The following is a 26,637-nucleotide window of genomic DNA, read 5'->3' as shown; positions in this document are numbered from 1 at the left end:
AACTCTATACAGACTCAAAAATTGGCGAAATTGCGCACCATGGTGCCGGAGATGCGCCGGGTGAGCCGCATTCACTTTGTCGGCATTGGTGGCGCAGGCATGGGCGGTATTGCCGAAGTCTTGGCCAATGAAGGCTATCAAATCAGTGGCTCGGATCTGGCGGAAAATGCCGTGACCGAACGTCTGCGTGCGCTTGGCGCTGAGATTTTCCTGCAGCACGCCGCGCAGAACGTAACCGATGCCAGTGTGGTGGTGGTATCAACCGCCATCAAAGCGGAGAACCCTGAGGTGATGGCGGCGCGTGAAGCGCGCATTCCTGTGATCCGCCGCGCCGAGATGTTGGCCGAGCTGATGCGTTTTCGTCATGGCGTAGCCATTGCCGGTACTCACGGTAAAACTACCACGACCGCGCTGGTCTCCAGCATTTTTGCCGAAGCCGGTCGCGATCCGACCTTCGTCAATGGCGGTTTAGTGAAAGCCACTGGAACTAACGCGCGTTTAGGGGCGAGCCGTTACCTGATTGCGGAAGCGGATGAGAGCGATGCCTCTTTCTTACATCTGCAGCCGATGGTGGCGGTGGTCACTAACATCGAAGCTGATCACATGGATACCTACAAAGGCAGCTTTGAGAATCTCAAGCAGACCTTTGTCGATTTCCTGCATAATTTGCCGTTTTACGGTCTGGCGGTGATGTGTATCGACGATCCGGTGGTACGTGAATTGCTGCCACGTATTGGACGTCATGTCGTGACCTATGGCTTCAGTGATGACGCGGATGTGCAAATTTGTGACTATCGTCAACAAGGCGCACAGGGTCATTTCGTTATCTGCCGTAAGGGTTATGCGCCGTTACAGGTTAAACTTAATATGCCGGGTCGTCATAACGCTCTGAATGCCGCCGCGGCGATTGCCGTTGCGAGCGAAGATGGCATCGAAGATCTGGCGATTGTTCGCGCACTTGAAAGTTTTCAGGGAACAGGCCGTCGTTTCGACTGTCTAGGTGAGTTCAAGGTAGGCGATGGTGATGTGATGCTGGTGGATGACTATGGTCACCATCCAAGCGAAGTGGATGTCACCATCAAAGCCGCCCGTGCCGGTTGGGCCGATCGCCGTCTGGTGATGATTTTCCAACCGCACCGCTACACGCGGACACGTGATTTGTACGAAGATTTTGCCAGTGTACTGTCACAGGTTGACGTATTACTGATGCTGGATGTCTACGCCGCCGGAGAAAATCCGATCGAAGGGGCTGACAGCCGCGCATTATGTCGTACAATCCGCGCGCGGGGTCAGGTTGATCCGATTTTTGTACCGGAACAGTCACAGTTACCGACAATTTTAAGCCAGGTGCTCAAAGGCGGGGATCTGGTTTTGGCTCAGGGAGCCGGGGATATTGGCAAAGTGGCCCGTCAGTTAGCGGCCATGCGGTTACAGCCGCAACAAGTGCAAGAGGACAATCATGACTGAGAAAGTCGCAGTATTGCTGGGCGGAACCTCCGCGGAACGTGAAGTCTCCCTGAACTCAGGTGCTGCCGTTGTGGCAGGTCTGCGTGAAGCCGGCTTTGATGCTCATCCGATTGATACCCGGGAGATCAGCGTGGCTGATTTGCCGGCACAGGGATTTAGCCGTGCGTTTATCGCACTGCACGGTCGCGGCGGTGAAGATGGCTCCATGCAGGGGATGCTGGAGCAAATAGGTTTGCCATACACCGGTAGCGGTGTGCTGGCTTCGGCGCTGGCGATGGACAAGATGCGTACCAAGCTGATCTGGCAAGCGCTGGGCCTGCCGTTGGCCGCGTATGAAACTGTCACATTTGGCCAGTTGGAGGATGCGCGTCTCACCGCTATAATCGCGCGCCTTGGGCTGCCGCTGATGGTCAAACCCTCGCTGGAAGGCTCCAGTGTAGGCATGAGCAAAGTGACTCGCGCCGAAGAGCTGCGTCCGGCGCTGGAAAAAGCGTTTGAGCATGACAGCACCGTGTTGGTTGAGCAGTGGCTGAGCGGTCCTGAGTATACTGTCGCGATTGTTGGCGATCAGGTGTTGCCATCCATCCGTATTCAAGCCGCTGGCACCTTTTATGACTATCAGGCCAAATACCTGTCCGATGAGACCGGCTATTTCTGCCCGAGCGGTCTGAATGCCGAGCAAGAGCAACAAATCGCGGCACTGGCGAAAACCGCCTATGACGCACTGGGTTGCCGTGGCTGGGGCCGTGTGGATGTGATGATGGATGGTCAGGGCGAATTCAAACTGCTGGAAGTGAATACCGCACCGGGCATGACCAGTCACAGCTTAGTGCCGATGGCAGCACGTCAGGCTGGGATGAGCTTTTCGCAATTAGTGGCTAAAATTATCGGACTGGCTGTCTAATATGGCGCAGGCTTCCATTATTTCGCGGACACCAGAGGCGGCGCAGCGGCGTCGCTCTTCACAGCGAACCGTCGCCTCGTTTTTGGGTGGTTTGTTGTTCTTTCTGCTGGTAGCCGGGTATGGTGCGAAGGGATTGTGGTCAGCCATTGATTGGTTACAAGACGGCCAGCGGTTACCGCTGTCACGGTTGGTGATCACCGGACAGCGTGAGTTTACCACCGACGATGATATCCGGCGCGCCATCTTATCCATGGGGCCGCTGGGCAGCTTTATGACGCAGGATGCGCGTAGCATCCAACAGCAATTGATGCTGATGCCGTGGATCTCTCAGGTGTCAGTACGTAAAGAATGGCCAGATGTTTTGCGGATTAATCTGGCCGAATATGTACCGGTTGCACGCTGGAATGATATGCAATTGGTTGATAATCAAGGTAAATCATTCAGCGCTCCGTTAGACCGTATGGCCAGCCGGCAATTGCCGCTGTTATATGGGCCGGAAGGCTCCGAAAAAGAAGTGTTGGATGCGTGGCACAGCATGGAAAAGCTCATGCAAGAGAATGGATTTCACCTTACAATGCTGGCATTGAGTCCGCGCCATTCCTGGCAGGCCGGGCTGGATGGCGATATCCGGCTGGAGCTAGGACGAGGCAACCGGATGGAGCGCCTTAAGCGGTTTATTGAGCTTTATCCGCTGCTGCAACAGCAAACGGATAAACGGATCAGTTATGTTGATTTGCGTTACGACACCGGTCTTGCGGTAGGTTGGGCACCGTTATTGGTGCCGGCACCGGCGCAGGGCGGTAAAGCAAATCCGGTAACAACAAATCAAGCGAATACTAAGTCAGGTTAAAAAATGACCAAGGCGACGGACAGAAAACTGGTTGTTGGATTAGAGATCGGGACCTTTAAAGTCTCTGCCCTTGTGGGAGAGGTACTTCCTGATGGAATGCTGAATATTATCGGTGTAGGCAGCAGCACATCACGCGGTATGGATAAAGGCGGCGTAAACGACCTTGAGTCTGTCGTAAAGTCCGTACAACGTGCGGTGGATCAGGCTGAACTGATGGCGGATTGTCAGATATCTTCTGTCTATCTGGCTCTATCAGGAAAGCATATTAGCTGCCAGAATGAAATGGGGATTGTCCCGATTTCTGATGAAGAAGTTTCGCAGGACGATGTGGATAATGTTATTCACACAGCGAAATCGGTAAAAACTAAGGAAGAGCACCGCATCCTGCATGTTATTCCTCAAGAGTATGCCATAGATTATCAGGAAGGGATTAAAAACCCAGTTGGGCTGTCCGGTGTACGGATGCAGGCCAAGGTTCACCTGATCACCTGCCATAACGATATGGCAAAGAATATTGTCAAAGCCGTAGAGCGCTGTGGCCTGAAAGTTGACCAGCTAATTTTTGCCGGTCTGGCTTCCAGCTATGCGGTGTTGACCGAAGATGAACGCGAGTTGGGTGTGTGTGTGGTTGATATCGGTGGTGGCACCATGGATATCGCTGTCTACACCGGCGGTGCGCTGCGTCATACCAAAGTTATTCCGTATGCGGGTAACGTGGTCACCAGCGATATCGCTTACGCGTTTGGTACTCCGCCGACGGATGCCGAAGCCATTAAAGTGCGTTATGGCTGCGCGCTCGGTTCGTTGGTTAGCCGAGAAGAAACGGTGGAAGTGCCGAGCGTGGGTGGTCGTCCACCACGCAGCCTACAGCGCCAAACATTGGCCGAAGTGATTGAGCCTCGGTATTCCGAGTTGCTGAATTTGGTCAATGAAGAGTTGCAAGAGTTACAAGAACAGCTTCGGCAGCAAGGGGTTAAACACCACTTGGCGGCCGGTATTGTACTAACCGGCGGTGCAGCGCAGATGGAAGGGCTGGCTGAATGTGCAGAGCGTGTATTCCATACACAGGTCCGGATTGGACAGCCGTTAAACTTAACGGGTTTAACGGACTATGCACAGGCTCCTTACTACTCAACGGTAGTGGGATTGCTGCACTACGGCAAAGAATCACAAATGAATGAGGAAGCCGAGACTGAAAAACAACGCTCAGTCGGCGGCATGCTAAAGCGCCTCAATGGTTGGCTGAAACGGGAATTCTGATTTAGACCTGCTGCGGACAGGCACAAAACGGAGAGGGTTATGTTTGAACCAATGGCAATGATTAATGATGCGGTGATAAAGGTCATCGGCGTCGGTGGCGGCGGTGGTAACGCCGTCGAGCACATGGTGCGTGAAAATATCGAAGGTGTTGAGTTCTTCGCGGTCAACACCGACGCACAGGCCCTGCGTAAAACCGCAGTAGGCCAAACTATCCAGATTGGTGGCGGGATCACCAAAGGTCTGGGCGCTGGGGCTAACCCAGAAGTTGGTCGCGGTGCGGCGGAAGAAGATCGTGAAGCTCTGCGCAATGCGCTGGAAGGCTCCGATATGGTCTTTATCGCAGCCGGTATGGGTGGCGGTACCGGTACCGGTGCAGCGCCAGTGGTGGCAGAGCTGGCCAAAGAGCTGGGCATTTTGACCGTAGCGGTGGTGACTAAGCCATTTAGCTTCGAAGGCAAAAAGCGTATGGCCTTTGCCGACCAAGGGATCACCGAGCTGTCTAAGCACGTTGACTCCTTGATCACCATTCCAAACGACAAGCTGCTGAAAGTGCTGGGTCGCGGTATTTCGCTGCTGGATGCATTTGGTGCGGCTAACGACGTACTGAAAGGTGCGGTGCAGGGTATTGCCGAGCTGATCACCCGTCCGGGTCTGATGAACGTTGACTTTGCTGACGTGCGTACCGTGATGTCCGAAATGGGTTATGCCATGATGGGCTCCGGTGTGGCTTCCGGTGAAGATCGTGCGGAAGAAGCCGCTGAGATGGCGATTTCCAGCCCACTGCTGGAAGACATCGACTTGGCTGGCGCGCGTGGTGTGCTGGTTAACATCACCGCGGGCTTTGACCTGCGTCTGGACGAGTTTGAGACGGTCGGTAACACCATCCGTGCGTTTGCTTCTGACAACGCGACTGTGGTGATCGGTACCTCTTTGGATCCGGATATGGCCGACGAGCTGCGTGTGACCGTGGTGGCGACCGGTATCGGTGTTGAGCGTAAGCCTGACATCACTCTGGTGAGCAACAAGCATAACCCTCAGCATCAGCACCAACAAACGATGCAAGACCGTTATGCGGCGCACAACATGACGCCAATCCAGCAGGAACCAAAACCAGCCAAAGTGGTCAATGAACCTGTGGCGGCGGTGCAGCCAGCGAAAGAGCCAGACTATTTGGATATTCCGGCCTTCCTGCGCAAGCAAGCCGATTAAGAAAGCAACAATTTGGAATCTCCGTCACTTGTGTTAACATGTCTGACTACTAAGTTGTAAGACTTTTATACCGAAAGCGAATACGCCCGGATAAAAGTAGAGTTAGTAGTCAGATGACATGAGTTTGTTACGCAGACGAGATAGACAAGATGATCAAACAACGGACCTTAAAACGCAGTATTGAAGCTACCGGGCTCGGTTTACATACCGGCCGTAAGGTAACGCTGACCCTGCGCCCGGCACCGGCCAACACCGGGGTCATCTATCGTCGCACTGACTTGAATCCTCCGGTTGATTTTCCGGCTGATGCGAAATCCGTGCGTGATACCATGCTCTGTACGTGTCTGGTCAACGATGATGATGTGCGGATCTCTACCGTTGAGCACTTAAATGCGGCTCTGGCGGGTCTGGGTATCGATAACATCATCATCGATGTGGATGCGCCTGAAATCCCAATTATGGATGGTAGCGCCAGCCCATTCGTGTACCTGCTGTTAGATGCCGGTATCGAAGAGCTGAATGTCGCCAAGAAATTCGTGCGCATCAAAGAAACCGTGCGCGTGGAAGACGGTGACAAGTGGGCGGAGTTTGTGCCATTCAACGGATTTAAGATCGACTTCACCATCGACTTTAATCATCCGGCGATCGATGCGGGTGCTCAACGTTATCGTCTGGATTTCTCTGCCGATAACTTTATCAGCCAAATCAGCCGCGCACGTACCTTTGGCTTTATGCGGGATATCGAATACCTGCAATCCAAGGGCCTGTGCTTAGGTGGCAGCTTCAACTGCGCCATCGTGCTGGATGAGTACCGCGTGTTGAACGAAGATGGCTTGCGTTACGATGACGAGTTTGTGAAACACAAGATCCTCGATTCGATCGGCGATCTGTACATGTGTGGTCACACCATCATCGGTGAATTCCGGGCTTATAAATCCGGTCACGCACTGAACAACAAGCTGTTGCAGGCGATGCTGGCTAAAGAAAGCGCATGGGAATATGTGACCTTCGCAAACGAAGCGCAAGTTCCAGTGACTTTTGCTGCGCCATCACTGGTTTACGCATAAACGTAGGCTAGTTAGCGATCGGTTATTTAGCGACTAGTTGTTCGGCAACAAAGTTATTCCACGAGTAGCACCCAGCAGTGCCATCGGGTGCAACGCTCAGCGGCGTAAGCCGTTATTCTTGGTCTGCACTGGTCTCCTCTCCGGCCAGTGCAGCCAGTTTCTCCAGTTTTTCCCGCAATGCTTTTGGACTGTGACTGGCTAGCACACGCAGATGCTCGGCAGTTTGCGGGCTGATTGTTCTTTTTTTATCCGTCTGGTAGTGACTTTGTGCAGTCTCCCGCACAGATGTGGCGGAAATTGCCAGCGCGGGATTGATTCGATGTTCAATTGTTACTAACGTTGGCAGGGTATTTTGGCGCAATGCGCTGATTAATGCCGGTGTTTGATAGCGTAAACGTAAAGCAAAGCTGGCATTTGCGATTTCAAGGATTAAAATGCCTTGGCGGAAGTTGGCAACCCGACAATGTGGTTGCAGTTCGCGCGGCAGTAAGGCTCGTACTGCCTGATTGAGCTGCAACAATGCTGTGGCCCGTTGTTGTACATTGTGCAACTGGGAATCGCCGAGCAAAGTATCAATGGATTGTGGCCGGTGATCACGCATAGTAAATAATACCGTACAGGTTAGATTCCGTTGAAATTCCGGGTAGTGTTGTGAATAACAGGCCCGCAGACTAGAGACAGGGTGAATGTCGATTCTGATTCGTTGTGTACAATTTGGCCGTCGCCATCTGTGGCCGCACCTATTATTAGGTGTGGTAGCCGCGGGTGTCAGCTCTGCCAGTACAGTAAACGAAGCTCGCCCTGAGAGTCCAGCGAATCCGGCTATCAGCCGCAGTGCCCAACCGGCACTGGCCAATAGCGCGATGCGTCTGCGCAATGAGTTAATCGCGCCGTCTGCGCCACACGTTGCGCTGCGCGTGTCGATTACGCAACCGGAGCAGGCTAGCGTTCAAGACTGGCGTCCGGTGTCTGGCTTTTTTGCCCGCTTAGCTAAGATTTTAGCACCCCATACCCCACATGCTGGCGTTTGGTGGCCCGAGGCGGCCACCGAGCTCAACGTTGAGCCCGAGTTGGTGCTGGATACGCCACCTCTACTACAACCTACGTATAGCGTCTTACTCTCTGCGGCGTTGCGTCTTGCGCAGCCTTGGCCGCATCTTGATCCGCAGCGGGATGTGATCCCGACTGCGTTCACCGCTTATCTGCCGTCACGCTGGTTAGCACAAGTTCAGGGGATCCGCGCCGGCCCGTTGCGTTTGGCGTAAAGGCACGCGGCCCGCGCCGCACTGTCGCCACATACCTAGCGGGATGTTTGGTTTATGCCGGATGCACCGGAAAGCCACGGATTGACTCTGAATAAAGATGTAACCTGTTATGTTGACTAAAGTTCTGACTAAAATTTTTGGTAGCCGCAACGAACGTACTCTGCGCCGTCTGCGTAAAGTGGTTCAGCAGATTAACGCACTGGAAGAAAGCTTTGCGGCGCTCAGCGATGATGAGCTGAAAGCGAAAACCCCGGAGTTTCGTGCGCGCCTTGAGAAAGGCGAAGCGCTGGACTCGTTGATCCCTGAAACCTTTGCCACCGTACGTGAAGCCAGTAAGCGGGTCTTCGGTATGCGTCACTTTGACGTCCAGATGATCGGCGGTATGGTGCTCAATGGCCGTAACGTGGCAGAGATGCGTACCGGTGAAGGTAAAACTCTAACCGCGACCCTGCCAGCGTATCTGAACGCGCTGACCGGTCGTGGCGTGCACGTGATCACCGTGAACGACTATTTGGCGCGTCGTGACGCCGAAACCAACCGTCCGCTGTTTGAGTTCTTGGGCCTGACGGTCGGCATTAACCTGCCGGGTATGCCGGCACCGGCGAAGCGTGAAGCGTACGCGGCCGATATCACCTACGGTACCAACAACGAATTCGGTTTTGACTACCTGCGCGACAACATGGCGTTCAGCCCGGAAGAGCGCGTACAGCGTCCGCTGTACTATGCGATTGTCGATGAAGTGGACTCCATTTTGATCGATGAAGCGCGCACGCCGCTGATCATCTCCGGTCCGGCTGAAGACAGCTCTGAGCTGTACATCAAGGTCAACAAGCTGATCCCGCGTCTGGTGCAACAGGAAAAAGAAGACAGCGAAGAGTTCCAAGGCGACGGCGATTTCAGCGTAGACGAAAAAGCGCGTCAAGCGCACTTGACCGAGCGTGGTCAGGTGAAAGTCGAAGAGCTGATGATTGAAGCTAAGCTGATGAAAGAGGGCGATTCCCTGTATTCTCCGGCCAATATCTCGCTGCTGCATCACATCAACGCCGCACTGCGTGCGCACGCGCTGTTCGAACGCGATGTCGATTACATCGTGAAAGATGGCGAAGTTGTGATCGTCGATGAGCACACTGGCCGTACCATGCCGGGCCGTCGTTGGTCCGATGGTCTGCATCAGGCGGTTGAAGCCAAAGAAGGCGTGCAGATCCAAAACGAAAACCAGACACTGGCTTCGATCACCTTCCAGAACTACTTCCGTCTGTATGAGAAGCTGGGCGGGATGACCGGTACGGCAGATACCGAAGCGTTCGAATTCCAACAGATTTATCATCTGGACACGGTGGTTATCCCAACCAACCGTCCGATGGTGCGTAAGGACATGGCCGATCTGGTGTACATGACCGAGCGCGAAAAATTCAATGCCATCATTGATGACATCAAAGCGCAAGTAGCGGCCGGGCGTCCAACGTTGGTCGGTACTGTGTCGATTGAAAAATCAGAAGAGCTGTCTAAGGCCCTGAAAAAAGCGGGCATTCCACACCAAGTACTGAACGCCAAGTTCCACGCCTCAGAAGCGGATATCGTGGCACAAGCCGGTAAACCGGGTGCGGTAACCATCGCCACCAACATGGCCGGTCGTGGTACCGATATCCTGCTGGGTGGTAGCTGGAAAGCCGATGCTGCGGCGCTGGAAAATCCAACTGACGAGCAAATCGCTGCGCTGAAAGCCCGTTGGGATGAGCTGCATGAGCAAGTCATCGCCGCCGGTGGTTTGCATATTATCGGTACTGAGCGCCATGAATCTCGTCGTATCGATAACCAGTTGCGTGGCCGTTCTGGTCGTCAGGGTGACCCGGGTTCTTCCCGTTTCTACCTGTCGATGGAAGACAGCTTGATGCGTATTTTTGCCTCCGATCGCGTCAGCAACATGATGAAGAAATTGGGCATGCAAGAAGGCGAAGCCATCGAGCACCCATGGGTCAGCAAGGCGATTGAAAACGCTCAGCGTAAAGTGGAAGCACGTAACTTCGATATCCGTAAGCAGCTGCTGGAATTCGATGACGTGGCTAACGACCAGCGTAAAGCGATTTATGAACAGCGTAACGAGCTGCTGGATGCGCAAGAGATCGGGGCGTCCATTGAAGGGATCCGCGCTGACGTATTTAACGCGGTGATTGACGAGTACATTCCACCACAATCTTTGGAAGAGATGTGGGATGTTGCGGGTCTGGAAAACCGTCTGGCGAATGACTTTGACCTGCATCTGCCAATTGCGAAATGGCTGGATGAAGACAACAACCTGCACGAAGAAACCCTGCGCGAGCAGGTGATTGCCGAGGCAGAAAAGCAGTATCGCTTGAAAGAAGAAGTGGTCGGCGAGCCAATGATGCGCCATTTCGAAAAAGGGGTGATGCTGCAAACGCTGGATACCTTGTGGAAAGAGCACTTGGCGGCGATGGATTACCTGCGTCAGGGTATTCACCTGCGTGGTTACGCGCAGAAGAACCCGAAACAGGAATACAAGCGCGAATCGTTTGAGATGTTCACTGATATGCTGGAAAACCTGAAGCTGGATGTGATCAGCACCTTGAGTAAGGTGCGTGTGCGCATGCCAGAAGAGGTTGAGCAAGTGGAAGCGCAGCGCCGCGCTGAAGCTGAGCGTATCGCCCAAAAGCAAAAGTACAGCCATGACGAAGCGGATGAGCAAGGTGAAACCGGTGGTACCGTTGTACGCGGTGAGCGTAAGGTCGGCCGTAATGAACCATGCCCATGTGGCTCGGGTAAAAAATACAAACAGTGTCACGGCGTGTTGCAAGGCTAAGCCGGACAGGATACAAAAAGGGCATTACGGCAGTAATGCCCTTTTTTGTGACCGTACTTTGATGACCAGTATTTTATGGCCAGTATTTTTAAGATAGTTCTAGCGGAGGCAGAGTGAAAAAACGGGTTCAGGTTGCCGTGGGAATTATTCGTAATGCGCAGCGGGAAGTGTTTTTGACCCAGCGTGGCGCAGATTCTCATCTGGCAGGCTTTTGGGAGTTTCCGGGCGGTAAGATTGAAGCGGGTGAGTGTGCCGAAGATGCGCTACGGCGCGAGCTGGATGAAGAGATTGGCATTGAGGTGCAAGAGGCTCGTTTGCTCGATAGCCTGAGCTTCGAGTTTGCCGATCGGCATGTGCACTTGTACTTTTTCCTGATTGAACGCTATCAGGGTCAGCCGTATGGCCGCGAAGGGCAGCATTCGGCATGGGTGCCTCAGCATACCTTAACGCCAGAGATGTTCCCGGAAGCCAATGCGCCAGTGATCCGTACTCTGTTGGAGCAGGCTCGCGTCGAAGCACAAGCTCAAGCGCCTCTGCGCGCCGAATAAGCGGCCAAGCAACAGTAACGCAATGATAAAACTGCGATAAAAAACCGGCCAAGGGGCCGGTTGTGTACATTATTCTTGTTCGCTCCAGCTTTCGCCGTCAGACAGATCGTCAGGGCCAGGAATGCGTTTTTCCTCATCGGCCCATTCGCCCAGATCGATTAACTGACAGCGCTTGCTGCAAAACGGACGGAACGCAGATGCCGCGCTCCACTCGACATCCTGTCCACATGTAGGACAGGCAACTACCAAAGGTTTGCTCATTATCAGGCTCTCTCGTCAGACCGGACAGGCGATATATACCCTTTCTACTTGAAGTTGCCGCGGTGTTGGCTACATTCGCTCACCCCAATCACATCGTTTGCCTATGCGCATGGGGATTCACTCACTTGCCGCCTAGCTGCAACTTCACGTTGTTTGGCTATAACGTTCGGCTGCCCGGGTATTATCAGCAGCAGGCCAGTTCAAAGGCTAATTGGGCCGGCACTTCACCGTGTTCACTGTCGAGTGGCAGGAAGCGGATCGCATAGCGGCTCTTATGGCCGGAGACTTGCGGGTACACCATATCATCTAGCTGCAGGCGTAGACGCAGCATTTCCGCATCGCCACCGTTGTCTTGGAAAAAGCCACCATTCGCCGCGCACGGGTGAAATGGCGCAATTTGCCGTACTAACGTCAGCACCATCCGCAGCGCATTACGCAGTGGCGACAAGGTTTCCATCCACACCAAAGCTTGGCGTGATTGCTCGCTGTGCGGCAGATGCAGCCACAGGTGCAAGGTCGGCAGATCAAAGCTGCAGCAGCCGCCGGGAATACTCAGGCGCTGGCGGATAGGGCTGATGAAGCGGTCTTCGCGTAGCGCTTGACCCAAACGTGGCGCAGCCAGCAAATCGCTGTAGTGCTGTTTGAGTTGGGCGCGCAAATCTTGCAGCAGGCTTAAATCAACACCCGGTGAATCAATAAATTGGGCCAGTTTCTGCTGTTGGCGCTCCAGATCCTTTAACAGATCGGTGCGCACTTCTCCGCGATCTAATACCTCCAACAGATCGGCAATGGTACGGAAAAAAACCATCGCCTGCGCGGTATCGCTCAGGTGCTGGTTATCATCCAGCTGTTGCAGCAGATATTCAATGCGTAACCAGGCTCGCATCTTCTCATTCAGGGGATGTTCAAAAATCACTGAACGGGTTGAGTCATTCATCATGGGTCTGATTCATCGAAAAGAGAGTATTACGATAACAGAATATAGGCACGGCGAAAGGGCAAATTATCTCCACTCCTTCAGCCGGCTGTATTGCTGCAAATATGGGGGAAGTTTAAAACCAATTGTGGGCGGAGGGTATTGTTTTATGCATTCCGATTATCTTGCCGCTCTTGCTGTGCGCTATAAGCTGAACTATGTACTAAATAATTGAGAGCGGCGAGTTAGAGAAAAATATTAAGCGGGCAAACTCACGCGCGGATCATCGCTATTTCAACCGGCCGTGATGATGGGGAGGGATATTGTTTTTGTCTATATAGGTAGTCTGTATCCGTGTGTCAGTGCATACGCGCCAGTTAATACCCCTCCGTGAGTACAGATCAGGTGCGTTTGGCGGCGGCTAGCTGTAGATAGTGTTGATGCAGGCGTGCCACTTGTGCACTGAGTTGGCTCGAATCGCCATCGTTATTGATCACGTCATCGGCCACCGCCAGACGCTGTTCGCGTGTCGCTTGTGCTCGCAGAATTTGTTCAACTTGTGCGATGGGCACCTGATCGCGGTGATGAGTTCGCTGGATCTGCGTTTGTGGGCTGACATCCACCACCAATACGCGATCGGCCTCGGTGTAGAGTTGATTTTCGACTAACAGAGGTACCACCCACAGTACATATTCGGAGCGCGCGGCGGCCAGTGCTTGACGCATTGCCTGACCAATTACGGGATGCAACAGCGCATTCAGCCACTGCTTTTCCTCAGGCTTAGCAAAAATACGCGCACGCAGCGCGGCGCGATCCAACGCACCGTCACTTTGCAGCACATCGGTACCAAAATGGGCGCGGATCGCCGCTAGCGCCGGCGTTCCCGGCTCGACAACGTGGCGGGCAATCACATCGGCATCCACTTGCTCAATACCGTATGGGGTAAACAAATTGGCGACAGTACTTTTGCCACTGCCAATCCCGCCGGTAATGGCGACCACATAGCTCACATTAATATCCCATCAGTGCAAAATAGTGAGCATATATGGTGTCACTAAACAGCAGGCTGATCCAGCCACCCAAGGCCAGCCATGGGCCAAATGGGATAGCCTGCTGCGTCTTACGCGCAATCACGGCATACACCAGTCCACACACCGAGGCGAGCAAAGCAATCAGCAGCAGTTGGGTCGGGCCACTCCAGGCGCATAGCGCGGCCATCAAGACAAAATCACCGCGTCCCATGCCTTCTTTGCCGGTCAGCAATTTGAATATCCAAAACAGGCTCCACAGGCTCAAATAGCCCACCGCGGCGCCCAATACAGCATCATGCAGGGATAACGGCGAGTAACCACCCCATGCCAGTAATAAACCGGCCCATAACAGCGGTTGGGTGAGGCTGTCGGGCAACCACATTCTATCTAAGTCAATCATGCTGGCGGTGATTAGCACCGCACCAAACAGCGCGCATGCGATGCTCCAGATCTGTAACCCCCACAGCGCGGCAGGCAGAGCAAAAACCAGAGTGGTGAGCAGTTCGATGGCCGGATAGCGTTTACTGATCGGAGCCTGACAATGACGGCAACGACCGCGCAGCACCAGCCACGACAGTACAGGCAGGTTATCAAACCAGCGCACTGGATGCTGGCAATGTGGGCAGTGAGAGCCGGGCAGGATCAAATCAAAGCGCGGTGCATCGGCCGGTGGAGTGAGTTCGGGGAATTGTTCGGCACATTCAAGGTGCCAGCGCCGCTCCAACATCAGTGGATAGCGGTAGATCACGACATTGAGAAAGCTGCCGATCAGCAAGCCAAAGAGCGCCGCAAAGGCAATGAGCAGGGTTCCGTCCAATGGATAATCCAGACTGTCTGTCACTAACAGGAATTTGAATAAATTTTATCGATTTTACAGGAAAAAAAAGAAAAATCGCAGTCTTGCCGAACGCTGAGTATCGCGTATGATGTGGTATTGGAGTGTCCGCTCCACGTACCATGCGAAACACAGTAGCAAAACTGCAATTTATTGCATGGTGATTATTGTCCGATAATCACAGCAATATAACGATTATCTCCGACTGCCTGAGGATCGGCTAAAATCTACAGCGGCCGGAAATACAGAAGAAAAGGATTACTTATTTAATGCGTATCGAAGAAGACCTGAAGCTTGGCTTCAAAGATGTTCTGATCCGTCCGAAGCGCTCTACATTGAAGAGCCGTTCAGAGGTTACATTGGATCGGAATTTTACGTTCAAGCATGCGGGTTGTCAATGGTCTGGCGTACCTATTATCGCCGCCAACATGGATACCGTAGGCACCTTCGGCATTGCTGCTGCGCTGGCGGGTTTTGAAATGCTCACCGCAGTCCACAAACACTACACCACCGAGCAGTGGGCCGCCTTTGTGGCTGCACAGCCGGCTGAGGTGTTGAAGTATGTGATGGTGTCGAGTGGCACCTCCGATCAAGACTTCATCAAACTGCAAGCAGTGCTGGCGCTGAGCGAAGCATTGAACTTCATCTGTATCGATGTAGCCAACGGTTACTCCGAGCATTTCGTGGCGTATGTGCAAAAAGTGCGTGCAGCGTTCCCGAACAAGGTGATTTGTGCCGGTAACGTGGTGACAGGCGAGATGGTCGAAGAGCTGATCCTGTCCGGTGCGGATATCGTGAAAGTGGGCATTGGCCCAGGTTCAGTGTGCACCACACGCGTGAAAACCGGTGTCGGTTATCCGCAGCTGTCGGCCGTGATTGAGTGTGCGGATGCCGCGCACGGTCTGGGTGGCCAGATTGTCAGCGATGGCGGCTGTACTTGCCCAGGTGATGTGGCGAAAGCCTTTGGTGGCGGCGCAGACTTTGTGATGCTGGGCGGTATGCTGGCAGCGCACCAAGAGTGTGAAGGACGCTTGCTGGAGCAAGATGGTCAGACATTCATGCAGTTTTACGGCATGAGCTCCGATACCGCAATGAACCGCCATGTTGGTGGCGTAGCGCAATACCGCGCCTCAGAAGGTAAAACCGTTCTGCTGCCATTCCGTGGTCCGGTGGAAAATACTGTGCGTGATGTGTTGGGCGGCCTGCGTTCGGCCTGTACCTATGTGGGGGCAGCCCGCTTAAAAGAGCTGACCAAACGCACCACGTTTATCCGTGTGGCTGAGCAGGAAAACCGCGTATTTAACGGTTAATCTCTCAGCATAAGATAATAAAAAATCCCGCGTATCCTTAGGAACGCGGGATTTTTTATTGCTATCTTAAGCGCAGTGTCGCAGCAGATAAGCGAACAGCTGTGAACTATTGTAACGAAGTTGTGAGTGTTGCGAGTGAATGTTGCGCGCGGTGGATCTTGCTCAGTGAGCGACTATGCTTAACGAGCACAATCCATTTACAGGAGTAACTCGAGCATGTTTGGGAAAAAAGCGATAGCGTGTCTGATGGTAGCGGGCGGCCTGAGTATGAGTGCGCAGGCGATGGACTTGAGCAGTCCAACGGTGGAAAACGGCAAGACCTTGCAAAATGCGCAGATCTTTAATGGTTGGGGTTGTACCGGCAAGAACGAGTCTCCGGCGCTGAAATGGAGTGATATTCCACAAGGCACCAAGAGTTTTGCCGTGACCATGTACGATCCGGATGCGCCGACCGGCAGTGGCTGGTGGCATTGGGTGATGGTCGATATTCCTGCTGATGTGCATAGTCTGCCAGAAAATGTCGGTATGAAAGACAGCAAAGATTTGCCGAAAGGGGCGATTCAGCTGCGTAATGATTTTGGCTATGACGGCTTTGGCGGCGCATGCCCACCGGCAGGCGCTCAACCGCATAACTATCAGATCACCGTGTATGCGCTGAATGTGCCGAAACTGGATATTCCGGCCAACGCCTCACCAGCCTATGCGGGCTTTTTTATCCTGCAGCATAAGATTGGTGAAGCGCGTTTGACTGCGCCGACGAATGCTCGTTAATTACACACTGAGTATTTAATGTAGAGATAATCGTTTTTTATAACTAAAGGTTGCCATGCGACCTTTAGTTATCTGACTATTTATTTTTCTGTGATGTGCCTTTTATTTGTCGCACTATCCATGCTGATCTGTTCTATTTCTCTGCTAATTTTCTTATGTAGTGCATAAAGTTGCGGTACATTCTTCTTAAAGTAATCAGATGCAAACAGTGTAGTATCCAGAGGAAGTAAATAGATAGCATCTTGGCTTAATTGTGTAAGTTCTTCACTTTGGCCTAGTTGATGATAGATGATTGATAGCATATTGTAATACTCTGGGCGTGGGTAATAACGCATGTCCTCTTTTATCCACGGTTCAATGAGTTTAAGCTTTTCTTTATCTTCAGTAGCAACAGCGGCATTAATGCTTTGTGCAGTGAGATAGAAATTTAAGTGACGGTACCATGCAATGGGATTTAAGTTATTCACCACTAATGACAAATCTTGTCGATTGCCAGTTTCATAGCGATAAAGATTATATGTGGTGTGCATAGTGGTAAGCATGAAAATACTACACAGGGTGCTAAGGAATATGGCGATTAAACGTAAGGTAAGCGTACTTGGCGCTGATAGGGATTGTTGCTTACCGTTATCAAAAATAAAAATCAAGAGAATAAAGATAAACCAGTGTGGAATAGAATGGTAAAACGGATATTCCAGTTGAGTATGCAGAGCTAACGGAGTAAAGCTAGCAATAACGAGCCAACGGGTTGGCTGTTGTAAGCAACACGATATAATGGCTGTTACGGCAAGCAGAAAACCGATTACCGGAATTATGCCACCTTGAGCACCGAGTTGTAATATTTCATTGTGTGCATGGGCAAGGCCAACTAATCCGGGATGATCAAAAACACCGTTGGCATATCCTTTTGCACTGAATTGCAAATAAGCAGGTTCAAAGAGGCCATAGCCCCAACCGAGCCAAGGTTTTTCAAGCCATAATGCTAAGGTTTGTGGATAGGTATAGGCTCGAGGGCTTTGCATTGAGACACGATCGGCCATTAAGTTGGTAATATCACGCCACAGGAAGTTTTCTGCGCAGCCCCATAAGGTACCAACCATGATGCAAAGGGTAACATAGAGCGTTACTTTTTTATCATAACGCCAAAGACCCATGATTATCAGTGATGTAATACAGGCTAGTGATAACCAGCCCGTACGAGAAAGCAGTACAGTGATAACAAAAGCTGTAACAATGATATTGAAATATAAAAAGATGCGAGTTGTTTTTTTTGTGCTGAACATCAGCAAGTATGCACCAATAGCGGTACCGGTGGCCATAAAAGAGGCCATCAGATTTGGCTGGAAAAATATGCCATATGGTCGATTTATTTTTGCGTCATACCCAAAGCTATTGTTATCGCCAAATAAATAAAATTGGCAAATTGCTAAACTGGATTCAATAAATACAGCTATAACAATAAGCCAAAGGAACTGTATTTTTTGAATCACAGAAAATTTAAACTGTAGAAGTGAAGTATACGTGATATAGCCACCCCAAAGGCCAAACAAAAAGGTAAGACTACGTAAATTAGCGTTGGGGTAAAAAATCGGTAATGTGATAAGTAGTGAGCTGATGAGTAACAGCGTAGTGAGTGGCGTGTAGTGAATTTGGCGCGTTTTACTGACTAACCATAGTGCACTGGAAATAATTAAGCTGATGATTGTCCAGCCAATATTATTAAAGGGAATCTGCAACCCCTCGCCGCCAAGATGATTTTGTAAGGTATGCATGCCGGCGAGGAAAAACAGTGCGCAGGCGAAAAAAACGAGTGTTTGATATGTATCACTCGGGCTATCTCGCGTGATTGATGGTAGATGAGCGCGTATCCGTTGAGCCCACATGATATTATCCCTATATCAATGTATTTCTTATATACCCTTCCCACTTGAAGCCCCCAATCACATAGTTTGCCTATGCTCATGGGGATTCACTCACTTACCGCCTACCTGCAACTACAAGTTGTTTGGGTATAATATTAATTATCCAATCACACTGCCCATATTGAATATTGGCAAGTACATGGCAACCACCAGTGAGCCGACGATCCCGCCGATAATTACCATGATGAAAGGTTCTAATAAGCTCGACAGTGCATCAACCATATCATCCACTTCTTGCTCGTAAATACTGGCGATTTTATCCAGCATCCCATCGAGCGAACCGGACTCTTCACCAATCATCACCATCTGCGTAGTGATAGCGGGGAACAATTGTTGTTTTTGCATCGCCAAGTGAATGGGAATGCCTTGCTCCGCTTCTTTGCGTACTGCCAAAATGGCATTGCGGTAAACCAGATTACCAGAGGCTCCCGAGGCGGAAAGCAGGCCACTTAATAGCGGTACACCGGCAGAGAAGGTCACCGACAGGGTACGCGAAAAGCGAGCGACCGAGGCTTTGTGCAGCATTTCACCGATCACCGGCATTTTTAGCATCACGGCATCTTGTTTCATGCGCACTTTCTCGGAGCTGCGATAGGCACGGCGATAGAGGTAAAAGGCCAATACAATGCCGGCGGCGACATAGCCACCTTGTTCACGTAACAAGATAGAAAGATTGAGCACCATCTGGGTAAATGCGGGTAGTTCAGAGCCAAAACCATGATAGAGCTGTTCAAATTGCGGGATCACAAACAGCAGCATCAGCACAGAGACTCCGATGGCTACCAACATGACCATGGAGGGATAGAAGAGCGCTTTTTTGATTTTAGATTTCAACGCTTCCATTTTTTCGCGGTGGGTGGCGATCCTGTCCATCACCAGATCCAAGCGGCCGGTGACTTCACCGGTACTGACCAGATCGCAAAAGAGATCATCAAAGATCCGCGGGTATTTACGCAGTGATTGCGAAATAGGGGTACCGCTTTCGACATCGGCGGCGATCCCGTTGATCAAACGGCGCATACTGGGTTTAGCGTGGCTTTCGCCAATTAAACGCAGTGCCTGTAGCACCGGAACGCCAGCAAACAGCATGGTGGAAAGTTGCCGACTGAAAAAGGCAATATCCGAGGGCTTTATGCGATCTTTAAGCTTGGCAAATACCGATTGCGAGACCTTCTTCGCTTCAATGCGGCTAAAGCCACGGCTCATCAGGATCATTTTCAGCTCATCCAGTGAGCTGGCATCTAATTCGCCTGACGTCTCTTGGCCCTGCCGATTTACGGCCTTCCATTTATAGGCATAATGCTTGCGGACTTTCGGCTGGGTCAGTGCAGACATCTTACACTCCTGTTACACGCTCGATTTCTTCCAATGAGGTGATCCCTTCAACCACTTTAGCGCAGCCGGCTTGACGCAAGGTCAGCATGCCCTGTTGGCAGGCAATGGCGGTGAGCTCAGGGGCGTGAGCGCCGCGCAAAATGGCATCGGTCAGCTGGCCAGACATCGGCATCATTTCGTAAATACCGGTACGCCCTTTGTAGCCACTGCTGCAGTGATCGCAGCCTTCTTTGTGGGCGCGGTAAATGGTGATCCCATCCGGTTGTAGCGGAGTGAACTCAAGGGCTTGTTGTTCGGCATAGCTCAAGGTGATGGACTCACGGCAGTGTGGGCATAAACGCCGCGCCAACCGCTGAGCAATGATCAGATTCACCGAGGAGGCAATGTTGTAAGCTGGTACGCCCATATTCGATAGGCGGGTTAAGGTTTCGGCGGCTGAGTTGGTGTGCAGCGTGGAGAGTACCAAGTGGCCGGTTTGCGCTGCTTTTACCGCAATTTCGGCGGTTTCTAGATCGCGAATCTCCCCTACCATCACCACGTCAGGGTCTTGGCGCAAAAAGGCGCGCAGAGCGCTGGCGAAAGTCAGGCCGGCGCGGGTGTTAATCTGGGTTTGGTTGACGCCGCTTAAGTTGATTTCCACCGGATCTTCCGCCGTTGAGATATTGCGCTCAGGGGTGTTCAGGCGTGATAAGCCGGTATACAAGGTGACGGTTTTACCGCTTCCGGTTGGGCCGGTAACCAGAATCAACCCCTGCGGACGTGCTAGGGCATTGATGTACAGCTGTTGGTCACGGGCAGTAAAGCCCAGTTGCTCGATATCCAAACGGGCGGCAGAGGAGTCGAGAATTCGTAGTACCACCTTTTCGCCAAATAGGGTGGGCAGGGTGGAAACCCGTAAATCAATGGTGGTGCCTTCGCTCAGTTTAAGCTTGATACGCCCATCTTGTGGTACGCGGCGCTCGGCGATATCTAGCCTGCTCATGATTTTTAGGCGTGCGGCGAGGCGCTGGGCCAGCTTTTGTGGTGGTGCGGTGATTTCTTGCAACACGCCATCAATACGAAAGCGTACCCGATAGGTTTTCTCGTAGGGCTCAAAGTGAATGTCGGAGGCTTTCACGCGCACGGCGCGGCTGAGCATCTGATTAATAAAACGCACGATTGGCGCTTCATCTTGCTCATCGGCCACTTCGGCAGTGTCGGTGCTGCGGCTATCACCGTCGAGCTCATCGAGTTCGCCCAAGGTTTCGCTGTCGGCGGCGGTAACAATGTCGTCGACTTTTTGGCCGGTCAGCTCTTCAATGCGGGCATACAGTTCTTTTTTATCCGCTTGCTCCAGCTCGATATTTTTGCCGGTGGCAAAGCGAAACGCATCGGCGGCTTTGTAGTTGTTAATATCGGCGATAGATAGATAGAGAGTGTTATTGTTTTCTTGTAGGGGAAGAGCTTTATACTCAAGGCACAGGAAAAAAAGATGTTGGTAGTTTTCTATTATGTATTTATTATTCATGGTGATTTAGAGAGGAGGCTTAGCCTCCTCTTATTATAAATCTAATTAGTTGCTACTACAGCCTTTGGGAGCCAAAGGTGCGCCATTCCCTGTCACCGAACAAGCCCAAGCGCCATCATCACTTCTAGTTAATGTTACAATAGAGCCTTTAGCTTTTGGGCTTACAGATGATGCACTTAGTGTATATTTTATTGTTCCTCCACCAGAGGTACCTGAAGCAGCTAAAGCAATGGCTCCCATAGGCGCCGAGGATAGATGACTTGCACCAATAGAAGATACATCTGTAGGAAAGTTACCTTTAGTCACGACAAAGTCTTCAGCATTAGTTTTTAAAGAGGATGTCGTTGCGATAGCTGAGCCTAATTCACCTTTAGCCACATAATTTTGATACTGAGGAATGGCTATTGCCGCCAGTACGCCGATTACGGCCACCACAATCATCAATTCAATCAGGGTAAAACCCTTGTTCACTGCTTTCATCTTGTTCTCTCCTAACCTCACACTCCGCAATCCGTATTTGCGGAAATCCATAAGCCACGCCCGTTTTCTTTCCGGAAAACGCATCTGTGGTTTCCCATCATCCGGCCGCTAAGCTTTGCTTGGTGCCGTTTGGTCAGGCACCGCTTTTTTAAGGTAGTTAGCCAGTAATGTTGAGAGTCGGCAGGACAACGAGCAGCAGACCCTCAAGGCTATTGTGCTGACAGCATGAGGGGGTTTGCAAAGCCGGCTTGGTGAGTTGGAAAATGAATCACAAAGATTTATGTATGTGAGATGAGAGGTGCTAGTCAGAGCGAGCAGTGGCTGCAATAAATTTCACATGCTTTGCAGGTTGGCGAATGGTACGTTTTTCCACATAAGGCTTGCGGCTATTTCGCTTGTTGTTGCTATTTAGACTGTACCTATGCTCGATGTGCTTATTCGCTATTTTTATTAATATTATTTCTCCAGTGCCATTCCCTATGAGTGAATATGCGTATTGATTGGCCTTTATGAGTGAGAGTTAAATTAGCACGCGACTGAATTTAATAAAAGCTTCTTCTGTTTCATGGATATTGATTGGTTTTATAATTTTTGGTGATGCCATTAGTTATAGGAAATGATTGGCGAAAGTACGTTGATAAATTGGCTAAAGACTTGCTGTTATTGATAATGGCGAGGGAAAGAATAACCCCATAATTAGCGTATTGCTTTGTGCTGGAATGCTAATTATGGGGAGATATTGATTGGTGCTTTTTCTTAATCCGCTACCGTTTACTGCTCACTAAAGCGCAGTGACAGATCCAGTGCGCGGACATGCTTAGTGAGCGCGCCGACAGAAATAAAATCCACACCAGTAGCGGCAATATCAGCCAACGATTCTAGCGTTACATTGCCGGACACTTCCAATTGCACGCGACCGGCGGTGAGAGCTACGGCATCACGCATTAGCGGCAGGGTAAAGTTATCCAGCATGATGATGTCAGCTCCGGCTTGGATGGCGGCATCCAACTCAGGCAGGCTTTCGACTTCCACTTCTACCGGTACATCGTGCTGCAGAGTGCGCTGGGCGAGGGCATGCGCTTGGTCTACGGCCTGCTTAATGCCGCCAGCGGCGATGATGTGGTTTTCCTTAATCAGGAAGGCGTCATACAGGCCGATACGGTGATTGACGCCACCACCACACTGTACCGCGTATTTTTGCGCGGTGCGCAGGCCCGGCAAGGTTTTGCGTGTATCCAGCAAGCGAGTGTGAGCGCCGGCGAGTTGCTCGACATAGCGGCGGGTTACACTGGCCGTGCCAGACAAGGTCTGGATAAAGTTGAGCATGGTGCGCTCGGCGGTCAGGATCAGGCGCGCATTACCGGTGAGCTCCAGCAGCAGCTGATTGGGCTGCAGGCTATCACCATCTTGCACTTTCCAGTGCAGCTGGATCGGATCGGGGTGTCCGGCGCTCAACTGACGGCACACTTCATCCGCCCAGCGTTGGCCGCAGAACACACCGGCTTCACGGGTGATCAGGCGGGCAGTGGCTGAGGTGGTGGCAGGTAGTAGCGCGGCGGTGAGATCGGCATCGGCTACGGGGTGATCGCTGCCGAGATCTTCTTGCAGTGCGGCCCGTACGCGAGACGGGATGTCCTTATTGAGCTGTTCTTGCAGCATCAGACGGCGTTGCTCGGCATTATGAATGCGACGCGGCATGGGTTAACTCCACTTTAAATCCTGCTGAAGATGGTAACGTACTGCGTGTATTTTCGCATCCGTCATGTAACAAACTCTGCGCAGCGCACAGCTGAAGCGGTTCTGGTGGTGCTTTGGATTGTAAGCCGAAGCGGCATGGCTATTGCTTAAATGGCTATTGCTTAAATATCTGTGCAGTTATCTGCTTAAACTAGCCGCTGCAAGGTTAACTTTCGGCGACGTGAAGCGATGCGGTTAATTCAGGCGATTAATTGCGGTGCTGAATTTATGCTAGGTATTAGAGGCTAGGCATTAGAAGCTATGAATTCATAGAGAGCTTTTTATAATGCTAACAGCATGCAGAGGGATGCGGGTTATGTTTGTGTTATGTTCGTATAACGCAGCAAGCTTACCATTCAACTGGACTCAAAAACGCGATACAAAACAGAACAACGAAAGGAACGAGGTGATGACGGCAACACAGCAACCGGCCTTACAGTTGCAGGATAACTGGTTGAACGGCGCGGGGGTGCGTCACTGCCCTTCACCCCATTGTGATGTGAGGGCGGCAGACGAGCCGGTATCGTTGCTGGTGGTGCACAATATCAGTTTACCGCCTGGTCAGTTTGGCGGGCCGTACATTGATCAGCTGTTTTGCGGCACTTTGCCGCCAGACGAACATCCGTATTTTGCCGATATTTATCAGCTACGGGTGTCGGCGCACTGCTTGATCCGGCGTGATGGTGAGGTTGTGCAGTATGTCCCGTTTAATCAGCGAGCATGGCATGCGGGGGTATCTGAGTATGCGGGGCGGCCACGCTGTAATGATTATTCGGTGGGCATCGAGTTAGAAGGCACTGACGACACGCCTTACAGCGATGCGCAATACCAGCGTTTAGTGACACTGGCGGCGCTGTTGCTAGACACTTATCCGGCCATGGCAACACCGGAGGGGACTCTGAGGATCACCGGCCACAGCGATATTGCGCCGGGGCGCAAAACCGATCCGGGTCCAGCCTTTGATTGGGATGATTTTTATGCGCGGCTTGCCGTGGTTCGTGGCAAGTCGCATTAACCGAATATACCCTTCTTACGCCAAGTCGCTTGGGTATATACCCAAACAACGTGAAGTTGCAGATAGGCGGCAAGTGAGTGAATCCCCATGAGCAGAGGTAAACTATGTGATTGGGGTGAACGAACGTAGCCAACACCGCTGCAGCTTCAAGTAGGAAGGGTATACAACGCAATACAATGCAATAAAGGAGTGCCGTGGGCATGAAGCTGTTTAGCTTGCTGTTAATTCTGGCGTGGGAGCGTCTGTTTAAAACCGGCGAGCGCTGGCAACTGGATCACTGGTTGCAAGGGCTGTGGCCGAAAATTCGTCGCCCTTCGTTGGTGACCAGTTTTGCGCTGTGGCTGGGCGTGGTGGTAGTGACGCTGCTCTATCTGTGGCTGATCCGTGGGCATCTGTTTGGCTTGCTGACGCTACTGAGCTGGATTGCGCTGGGATTATTGTGCATCGGGGCGGGATATAAACGGCGTCGTTATCATGCTTTTTTGACGGCGGCACGCCGTGGTGATAACGAAGCGGCCAGTTTAGCCGCCGAGCAATTGGCGCGTATTCACGGTTTACCGGGGCAGGATGAGAAATCGCTGCTGATTGGGGTGCAAAGCGCGCTGCTGTGGACCAACTTTCGCTACTACATGGCGCCTGCGTTCTGGTTTGTGGTCGGCGGGCCAGCCATTATGCTCGGTTATGCCGCGCTGCGGGCCTATCAAAGCTGGTTGGCGGAGCATGAAGATCCGCTGCTGCGGGCGCAGTCTGGGGTAGATCATCTGTTGGGCTGGCTGGATTGGATCCCGGTGCGACTTTGTTCGCTGGCCTATGTGTTTGCGGGCAGTGGCGAGAAGGCGCTGCCTGCGTGGATGGTGTCGGTGATGGATTGGCATACTCCGGCGCATCGGGTGCTCGCTGAGATTGGTCGCTTTGCTTTGAGTCCACAAGATTGTGATTCGTGGGAGTTGATGGCGCAAAACGCGGTTGCGCTGGCGCGTAAGGCGGCGTTGTGGCTGGTGATTGCGCTGGCAGTGCTGACCATTTATGGCTTATTGCTGTAACGAGGCTCACATGCTGTCATGCTGCATTTTAGTGTGAAGTGCCATCGGGCATACGCGATGCATTGAGCTGATAGGCCGTCCTGTGATGGGCGGCCTGTTTTTTTGGTCAAGCCTGTGTGGCAGGCTTTCTGTCTTCTGTCTTCTGTCTTCTGTCTTCTGTCTGTCTTTTTGTTAATGCGTTTTTCTGGATGCAAAAAGACGACATTTTTATTTATTCCTATCGCTTCCCCGCTAAAGGTGACATTTGAGCAGCGAATGTACGGTTTGTGCTGCGGTTATGTACGTGCTCGAGAGGTCAATTCCCTGAGAGCGATAAGCCAAAAATACGGATTTCGCGCTAATAAGGGCGATTATTCCCGCCAGTTATAAAGCTGACTCGTTACAGCTTTAGCGAAGCGTTTAAAACGACAAACGTTAAATGGTCTGACCAATTTAAGTATGACAAATGTTATGTTAGCTGAAGCGTTTTTGTTACCATTGGCGGCATAACATGATTCAGATCAATTTTCGTCTGGACACATTTTGGGGATTCTGGTAATTTTTATCGCACCGTAAAATTGGTAATACCAATTGACAGTCGGCGAAATTGATCCCAACGTAGCAGGCAGTTCAATTCAAATGGATGTTTGCATGGCCTACAGCAAAATTCGTCAGCCAAAGCTGTCTGATGTGATTGAACAGCAGCTGGAACGCCTGATATTGGAAGGAACATTACGCCCGGGGCAGAAGCTGCCACCGGAGCGAGAACTGGCGGTTCAGTTTGATGTTTCGCGCCCGTCATTACGTGAAGCTATTCAGCGCCTTGAGGCAAAAGGGTTACTCCTGCGCCGTCAGGGCGGCGGCACTTTTGTGCAGCAACAACTCTGGCACAGTTTCAGTGATCCGCTCAGTGAGTTGTTATCTTCCCACCCGGAGTCACAGTTCGATTTGCTAGAGACGCGTCATGCGCTCGAAGGCGTGTCGGCCTATTACGCGGCGCTGCGCGGTACAGATGCGGATTTTGCGCGGGTACGCGAGAGCCAGCAGGCGATTGTGGCGGCGCAAGCCAAAGATGATCCGGCGGCCGAAGCCGATGCGGTAATGCAG

General features: G+C 51.8%; 24 protein-coding genes. 14 read left to right on the top strand and 10 right to left on the bottom strand.

Annotated features, from left to right (window positions below):
• Positions 1–6: 6 nt before the first annotated feature.
• The 6 genes from murC (at position 7) to lpxC (ending at position 6,757) form a co-directional block, all read left to right on the top strand.
• Positions 7–1,467, top strand: a complete 1,461-nt coding sequence (gene murC / locus L975_RS10935; RefSeq protein WP_039046526.1) for a UDP-N-acetylmuramate--L-alanine ligase — start codon at positions 7–9, stop codon at positions 1,465–1,467.
• Positions 1,460–2,371, top strand: a complete 912-nt coding sequence (locus L975_RS10930; protein ID WP_039046502.1) for a D-alanine--D-alanine ligase — start codon at positions 1,460–1,462, stop codon at positions 2,369–2,371. The genes murC and L975_RS10930 overlap by 8 nt, the downstream gene beginning before the upstream one ends.
• A 1-nt stretch (position 2,372) precedes the next feature.
• A complete protein-coding gene (locus L975_RS10925) occupies positions 2,373–3,221 on the top strand; it encodes a cell division protein FtsQ/DivIB (RefSeq protein ID WP_010862617.1) in 849 nt (282 codons plus the stop codon).
• Between the two features lie 3 nt (positions 3,222–3,224).
• Positions 3,225–4,481, top strand: a complete 1,257-nt coding sequence (ftsA, locus tag L975_RS10920; RefSeq protein WP_010862616.1) for a cell division protein FtsA — start codon at positions 3,225–3,227, stop codon at positions 4,479–4,481.
• Between the two features lie 39 nt (positions 4,482–4,520).
• On the top strand, positions 4,521–5,690 hold the full coding sequence (gene ftsZ / locus L975_RS10915) for a cell division protein FtsZ (RefSeq protein ID WP_010862615.1): 1,170 nt from the start codon (positions 4,521–4,523) through the stop codon (positions 5,688–5,690).
• Between the two features lie 149 nt (positions 5,691–5,839).
• Complete coding sequence (gene lpxC, locus L975_RS10910; RefSeq protein ID WP_010862614.1) at positions 5,840–6,757, top strand: UDP-3-O-acyl-N-acetylglucosamine deacetylase; 918 nt, start codon at positions 5,840–5,842, stop codon at positions 6,755–6,757.
• Between the two features lie 112 nt (positions 6,758–6,869).
• Here the strand turns inward: lpxC and L975_RS10905 are convergent, their stop codons facing one another.
• Entirely contained in the window at positions 6,870–7,358 is a 489-nt protein-coding gene (locus L975_RS10905; protein ID WP_010862613.1) for a DUF721 domain-containing protein, read from the bottom strand.
• A gap of 85 nt (positions 7,359–7,443) precedes the next feature.
• Here L975_RS10905 and L975_RS17310 point away from each other — a divergent pair, with 85 nt between their 5' ends.
• The 3 genes from L975_RS17310 to mutT all read left to right on the top strand — a co-directional run bounded on the left by L975_RS17310 (position 7,444) and on the right by mutT (position 11,388).
• A complete protein-coding gene (locus tag L975_RS17310) occupies positions 7,444–8,022 on the top strand; it encodes a hypothetical protein (protein ID WP_052181422.1) in 579 nt (192 codons plus the stop codon).
• A 109-nt stretch (positions 8,023–8,131) separates the two neighbouring features.
• Positions 8,132–10,840 (top strand): preprotein translocase subunit SecA, encoded by a 2,709-nt coding sequence (gene secA, locus L975_RS10895; protein WP_010862611.1) that lies wholly within the window; start codon positions 8,132–8,134, stop codon positions 10,838–10,840.
• A gap of 113 nt (positions 10,841–10,953) precedes the next feature.
• Positions 10,954–11,388, top strand: coding sequence for an 8-oxo-dGTP diphosphatase MutT (gene mutT / locus L975_RS10890; RefSeq protein ID WP_010862610.1), 435 nt, complete (start codon positions 10,954–10,956; stop codon positions 11,386–11,388).
• Between the two features lie 69 nt (positions 11,389–11,457).
• Here mutT and yacG read toward each other — a convergent pair whose 3' ends face one another.
• The 4 genes from yacG to L975_RS10870 all read right to left on the bottom strand — a co-directional run bounded on the left by yacG (position 11,458) and on the right by L975_RS10870 (position 14,443).
• Complete coding sequence (gene yacG, locus L975_RS10885; protein WP_039046505.1) at positions 11,458–11,649, bottom strand: DNA gyrase inhibitor YacG; 192 nt, start codon at positions 11,647–11,649, stop codon at positions 11,458–11,460.
• A gap of 184 nt (positions 11,650–11,833) precedes the next feature.
• Positions 11,834–12,586 (bottom strand): cell division protein ZapD, encoded by a 753-nt coding sequence (gene zapD, locus L975_RS10880; RefSeq protein ID WP_039046527.1) that lies wholly within the window; start codon positions 12,584–12,586, stop codon positions 11,834–11,836.
• Positions 12,587–12,966: 380 nt separating this feature from the next.
• On the bottom strand, positions 12,967–13,575 hold the full coding sequence (gene coaE, locus L975_RS10875; RefSeq protein WP_047708680.1) for a dephospho-CoA kinase: 609 nt from the start codon (positions 13,573–13,575) through the stop codon (positions 12,967–12,969).
• A gap of 1 nt (position 13,576) precedes the next feature.
• Positions 13,577–14,443, bottom strand: coding sequence for an A24 family peptidase (locus tag L975_RS10870; protein ID WP_369795333.1), 867 nt, complete (start codon positions 14,441–14,443; stop codon positions 13,577–13,579).
• Between the two features lie 257 nt (positions 14,444–14,700).
• Between L975_RS10870 and L975_RS10865 the strand changes: the two genes are divergently transcribed.
• Both L975_RS10865 and L975_RS10860 read left to right on the top strand, forming a co-directional pair.
• A complete protein-coding gene (locus L975_RS10865) occupies positions 14,701–15,741 on the top strand; it encodes a GMP reductase (protein WP_047708676.1) in 1,041 nt (346 codons plus the stop codon).
• Positions 15,742–15,957: 216 nt separating this feature from the next.
• Positions 15,958–16,512 (top strand): YbhB/YbcL family Raf kinase inhibitor-like protein, encoded by a 555-nt coding sequence (locus L975_RS10860; RefSeq protein WP_047708674.1) that lies wholly within the window; start codon positions 15,958–15,960, stop codon positions 16,510–16,512.
• 80 nt (positions 16,513–16,592) lie between these two features.
• On the opposite strand, the gene L975_RS10855 is transcribed toward L975_RS10860, so the two are convergent.
• The 5 genes from L975_RS10855 to nadC form a co-directional block, all read right to left on the bottom strand.
• Positions 16,593–18,395: a PglL family O-oligosaccharyltransferase gene (locus L975_RS10855; RefSeq protein ID WP_047708673.1), complete on the bottom strand. Its 1,803-nt coding sequence runs from the start codon at positions 18,393–18,395 to the stop codon at positions 16,593–16,595.
• Positions 18,396–18,533: 138 nt separating this feature from the next.
• On the bottom strand, positions 18,534–19,769 hold the full coding sequence (locus L975_RS10850; protein WP_047708671.1) for a type II secretion system F family protein: 1,236 nt from the start codon (positions 19,767–19,769) through the stop codon (positions 18,534–18,536).
• A gap of 1 nt (position 19,770) precedes the next feature.
• The gene (gene pilB / locus L975_RS10845; protein WP_052181421.1) at positions 19,771–21,276 is read right to left on the bottom strand and encodes a type IV-A pilus assembly ATPase PilB; all 1,506 of its coding nucleotides are present in this window, start codon (positions 21,274–21,276) and stop codon (positions 19,771–19,773) included.
• A 45-nt stretch (positions 21,277–21,321) separates the two neighbouring features.
• Positions 21,322–21,756: a pilin gene (locus L975_RS10840; protein ID WP_047708712.1), complete on the bottom strand. Its 435-nt coding sequence runs from the start codon at positions 21,754–21,756 to the stop codon at positions 21,322–21,324.
• 771 nt (positions 21,757–22,527) lie between these two features.
• Positions 22,528–23,454: a carboxylating nicotinate-nucleotide diphosphorylase gene (gene nadC / locus L975_RS10835; RefSeq protein ID WP_047708669.1), complete on the bottom strand. Its 927-nt coding sequence runs from the start codon at positions 23,452–23,454 to the stop codon at positions 22,528–22,530.
• 448 nt (positions 23,455–23,902) lie between these two features.
• Between nadC and ampD the strand changes: the two genes are divergently transcribed.
• The 3 genes from ampD to L975_RS10820 all read left to right on the top strand — a co-directional run.
• The gene (gene ampD, locus L975_RS10830; protein WP_047708667.1) at positions 23,903–24,508 is read left to right on the top strand and encodes a 1,6-anhydro-N-acetylmuramyl-L-alanine amidase AmpD; all 606 of its coding nucleotides are present in this window, start codon (positions 23,903–23,905) and stop codon (positions 24,506–24,508) included.
• 200 nt (positions 24,509–24,708) lie between these two features.
• A complete protein-coding gene (gene ampE / locus L975_RS10825) occupies positions 24,709–25,551 on the top strand; it encodes a beta-lactamase regulator AmpE (RefSeq protein ID WP_047708665.1) in 843 nt (280 codons plus the stop codon).
• A 630-nt stretch (positions 25,552–26,181) separates the two neighbouring features.
• The coding region (locus L975_RS10820) for a GntR family transcriptional regulator (RefSeq protein ID WP_047708664.1) at positions 26,182–26,637 on the top strand (456 nt) is incomplete at its 3' end.

The organism is Plesiomonas sp. ZOR0011 (assembly GCF_000800945.1).
GTDB lineage: Bacteria > Pseudomonadota > Gammaproteobacteria > Enterobacterales > CAMTGL01 > Plesiomonas > Plesiomonas shigelloides.
The sequence above is the reverse complement of the archived record's forward strand: the minus strand, read 5'-3'. Positions and strand labels throughout refer to the sequence as shown.

Coding starts and splice junctions, on each gene's coding strand:
- ampE (WP_047708665.1), top strand. CDS start 24,709: ATGAAGCTGTTTAGCTTGCTGTTAATTCTGGCGTGGGAGCGTCTGTTT.
- L975_RS10905 (WP_010862613.1), bottom strand. CDS start 7,358: ATGCGTGATCACCGGCCACAATCCATTGATACTTTGCTCGGCGATTCC.
- yacG (WP_039046505.1), bottom strand. CDS start 11,649: ATGAGCAAACCTTTGGTAGTTGCCTGTCCTACATGTGGACAGGATGTC.
- L975_RS10930 (WP_039046502.1), top strand. CDS start 1,460: ATGACTGAGAAAGTCGCAGTATTGCTGGGCGGAACCTCCGCGGAACGT.
- lpxC (WP_010862614.1), top strand. CDS start 5,840: ATGATCAAACAACGGACCTTAAAACGCAGTATTGAAGCTACCGGGCTC.
- L975_RS10855 (WP_047708673.1), bottom strand. CDS start 18,395: ATGTGGGCTCAACGGATACGCGCTCATCTACCATCAATCACGCGAGAT.
- L975_RS10840 (WP_047708712.1), bottom strand. CDS start 21,756: ATGAAAGCAGTGAACAAGGGTTTTACCCTGATTGAATTGATGATTGTG.
- L975_RS10850 (WP_047708671.1), bottom strand. CDS start 19,769: ATGTCTGCACTGACCCAGCCGAAAGTCCGCAAGCATTATGCCTATAAA.
- ftsA (WP_010862616.1), top strand. CDS start 3,225: ATGACCAAGGCGACGGACAGAAAACTGGTTGTTGGATTAGAGATCGGG.
- L975_RS10860 (WP_047708674.1), top strand. CDS start 15,958: ATGTTTGGGAAAAAAGCGATAGCGTGTCTGATGGTAGCGGGCGGCCTG.
- zapD (WP_039046527.1), bottom strand. CDS start 12,586: ATGAATGACTCAACCCGTTCAGTGATTTTTGAACATCCCCTGAATGAG.
- L975_RS17310 (WP_052181422.1), top strand. CDS start 7,444: ATGTCGATTCTGATTCGTTGTGTACAATTTGGCCGTCGCCATCTGTGG.
- ampD (WP_047708667.1), top strand. CDS start 23,903: ATGACGGCAACACAGCAACCGGCCTTACAGTTGCAGGATAACTGGTTG.
- nadC (WP_047708669.1), bottom strand. CDS start 23,454: ATGCCGCGTCGCATTCATAATGCCGAGCAACGCCGTCTGATGCTGCAA.
- L975_RS10925 (WP_010862617.1), top strand. CDS start 2,373: ATGGCGCAGGCTTCCATTATTTCGCGGACACCAGAGGCGGCGCAGCGG.
- pilB (WP_052181421.1), bottom strand. CDS start 21,276: ATGAATAATAAATACATAATAGAAAACTACCAACATCTTTTTTTCCTG.
- ftsZ (WP_010862615.1), top strand. CDS start 4,521: ATGTTTGAACCAATGGCAATGATTAATGATGCGGTGATAAAGGTCATC.
- secA (WP_010862611.1), top strand. CDS start 8,132: ATGTTGACTAAAGTTCTGACTAAAATTTTTGGTAGCCGCAACGAACGT.
- L975_RS10865 (WP_047708676.1), top strand. CDS start 14,701: ATGCGTATCGAAGAAGACCTGAAGCTTGGCTTCAAAGATGTTCTGATC.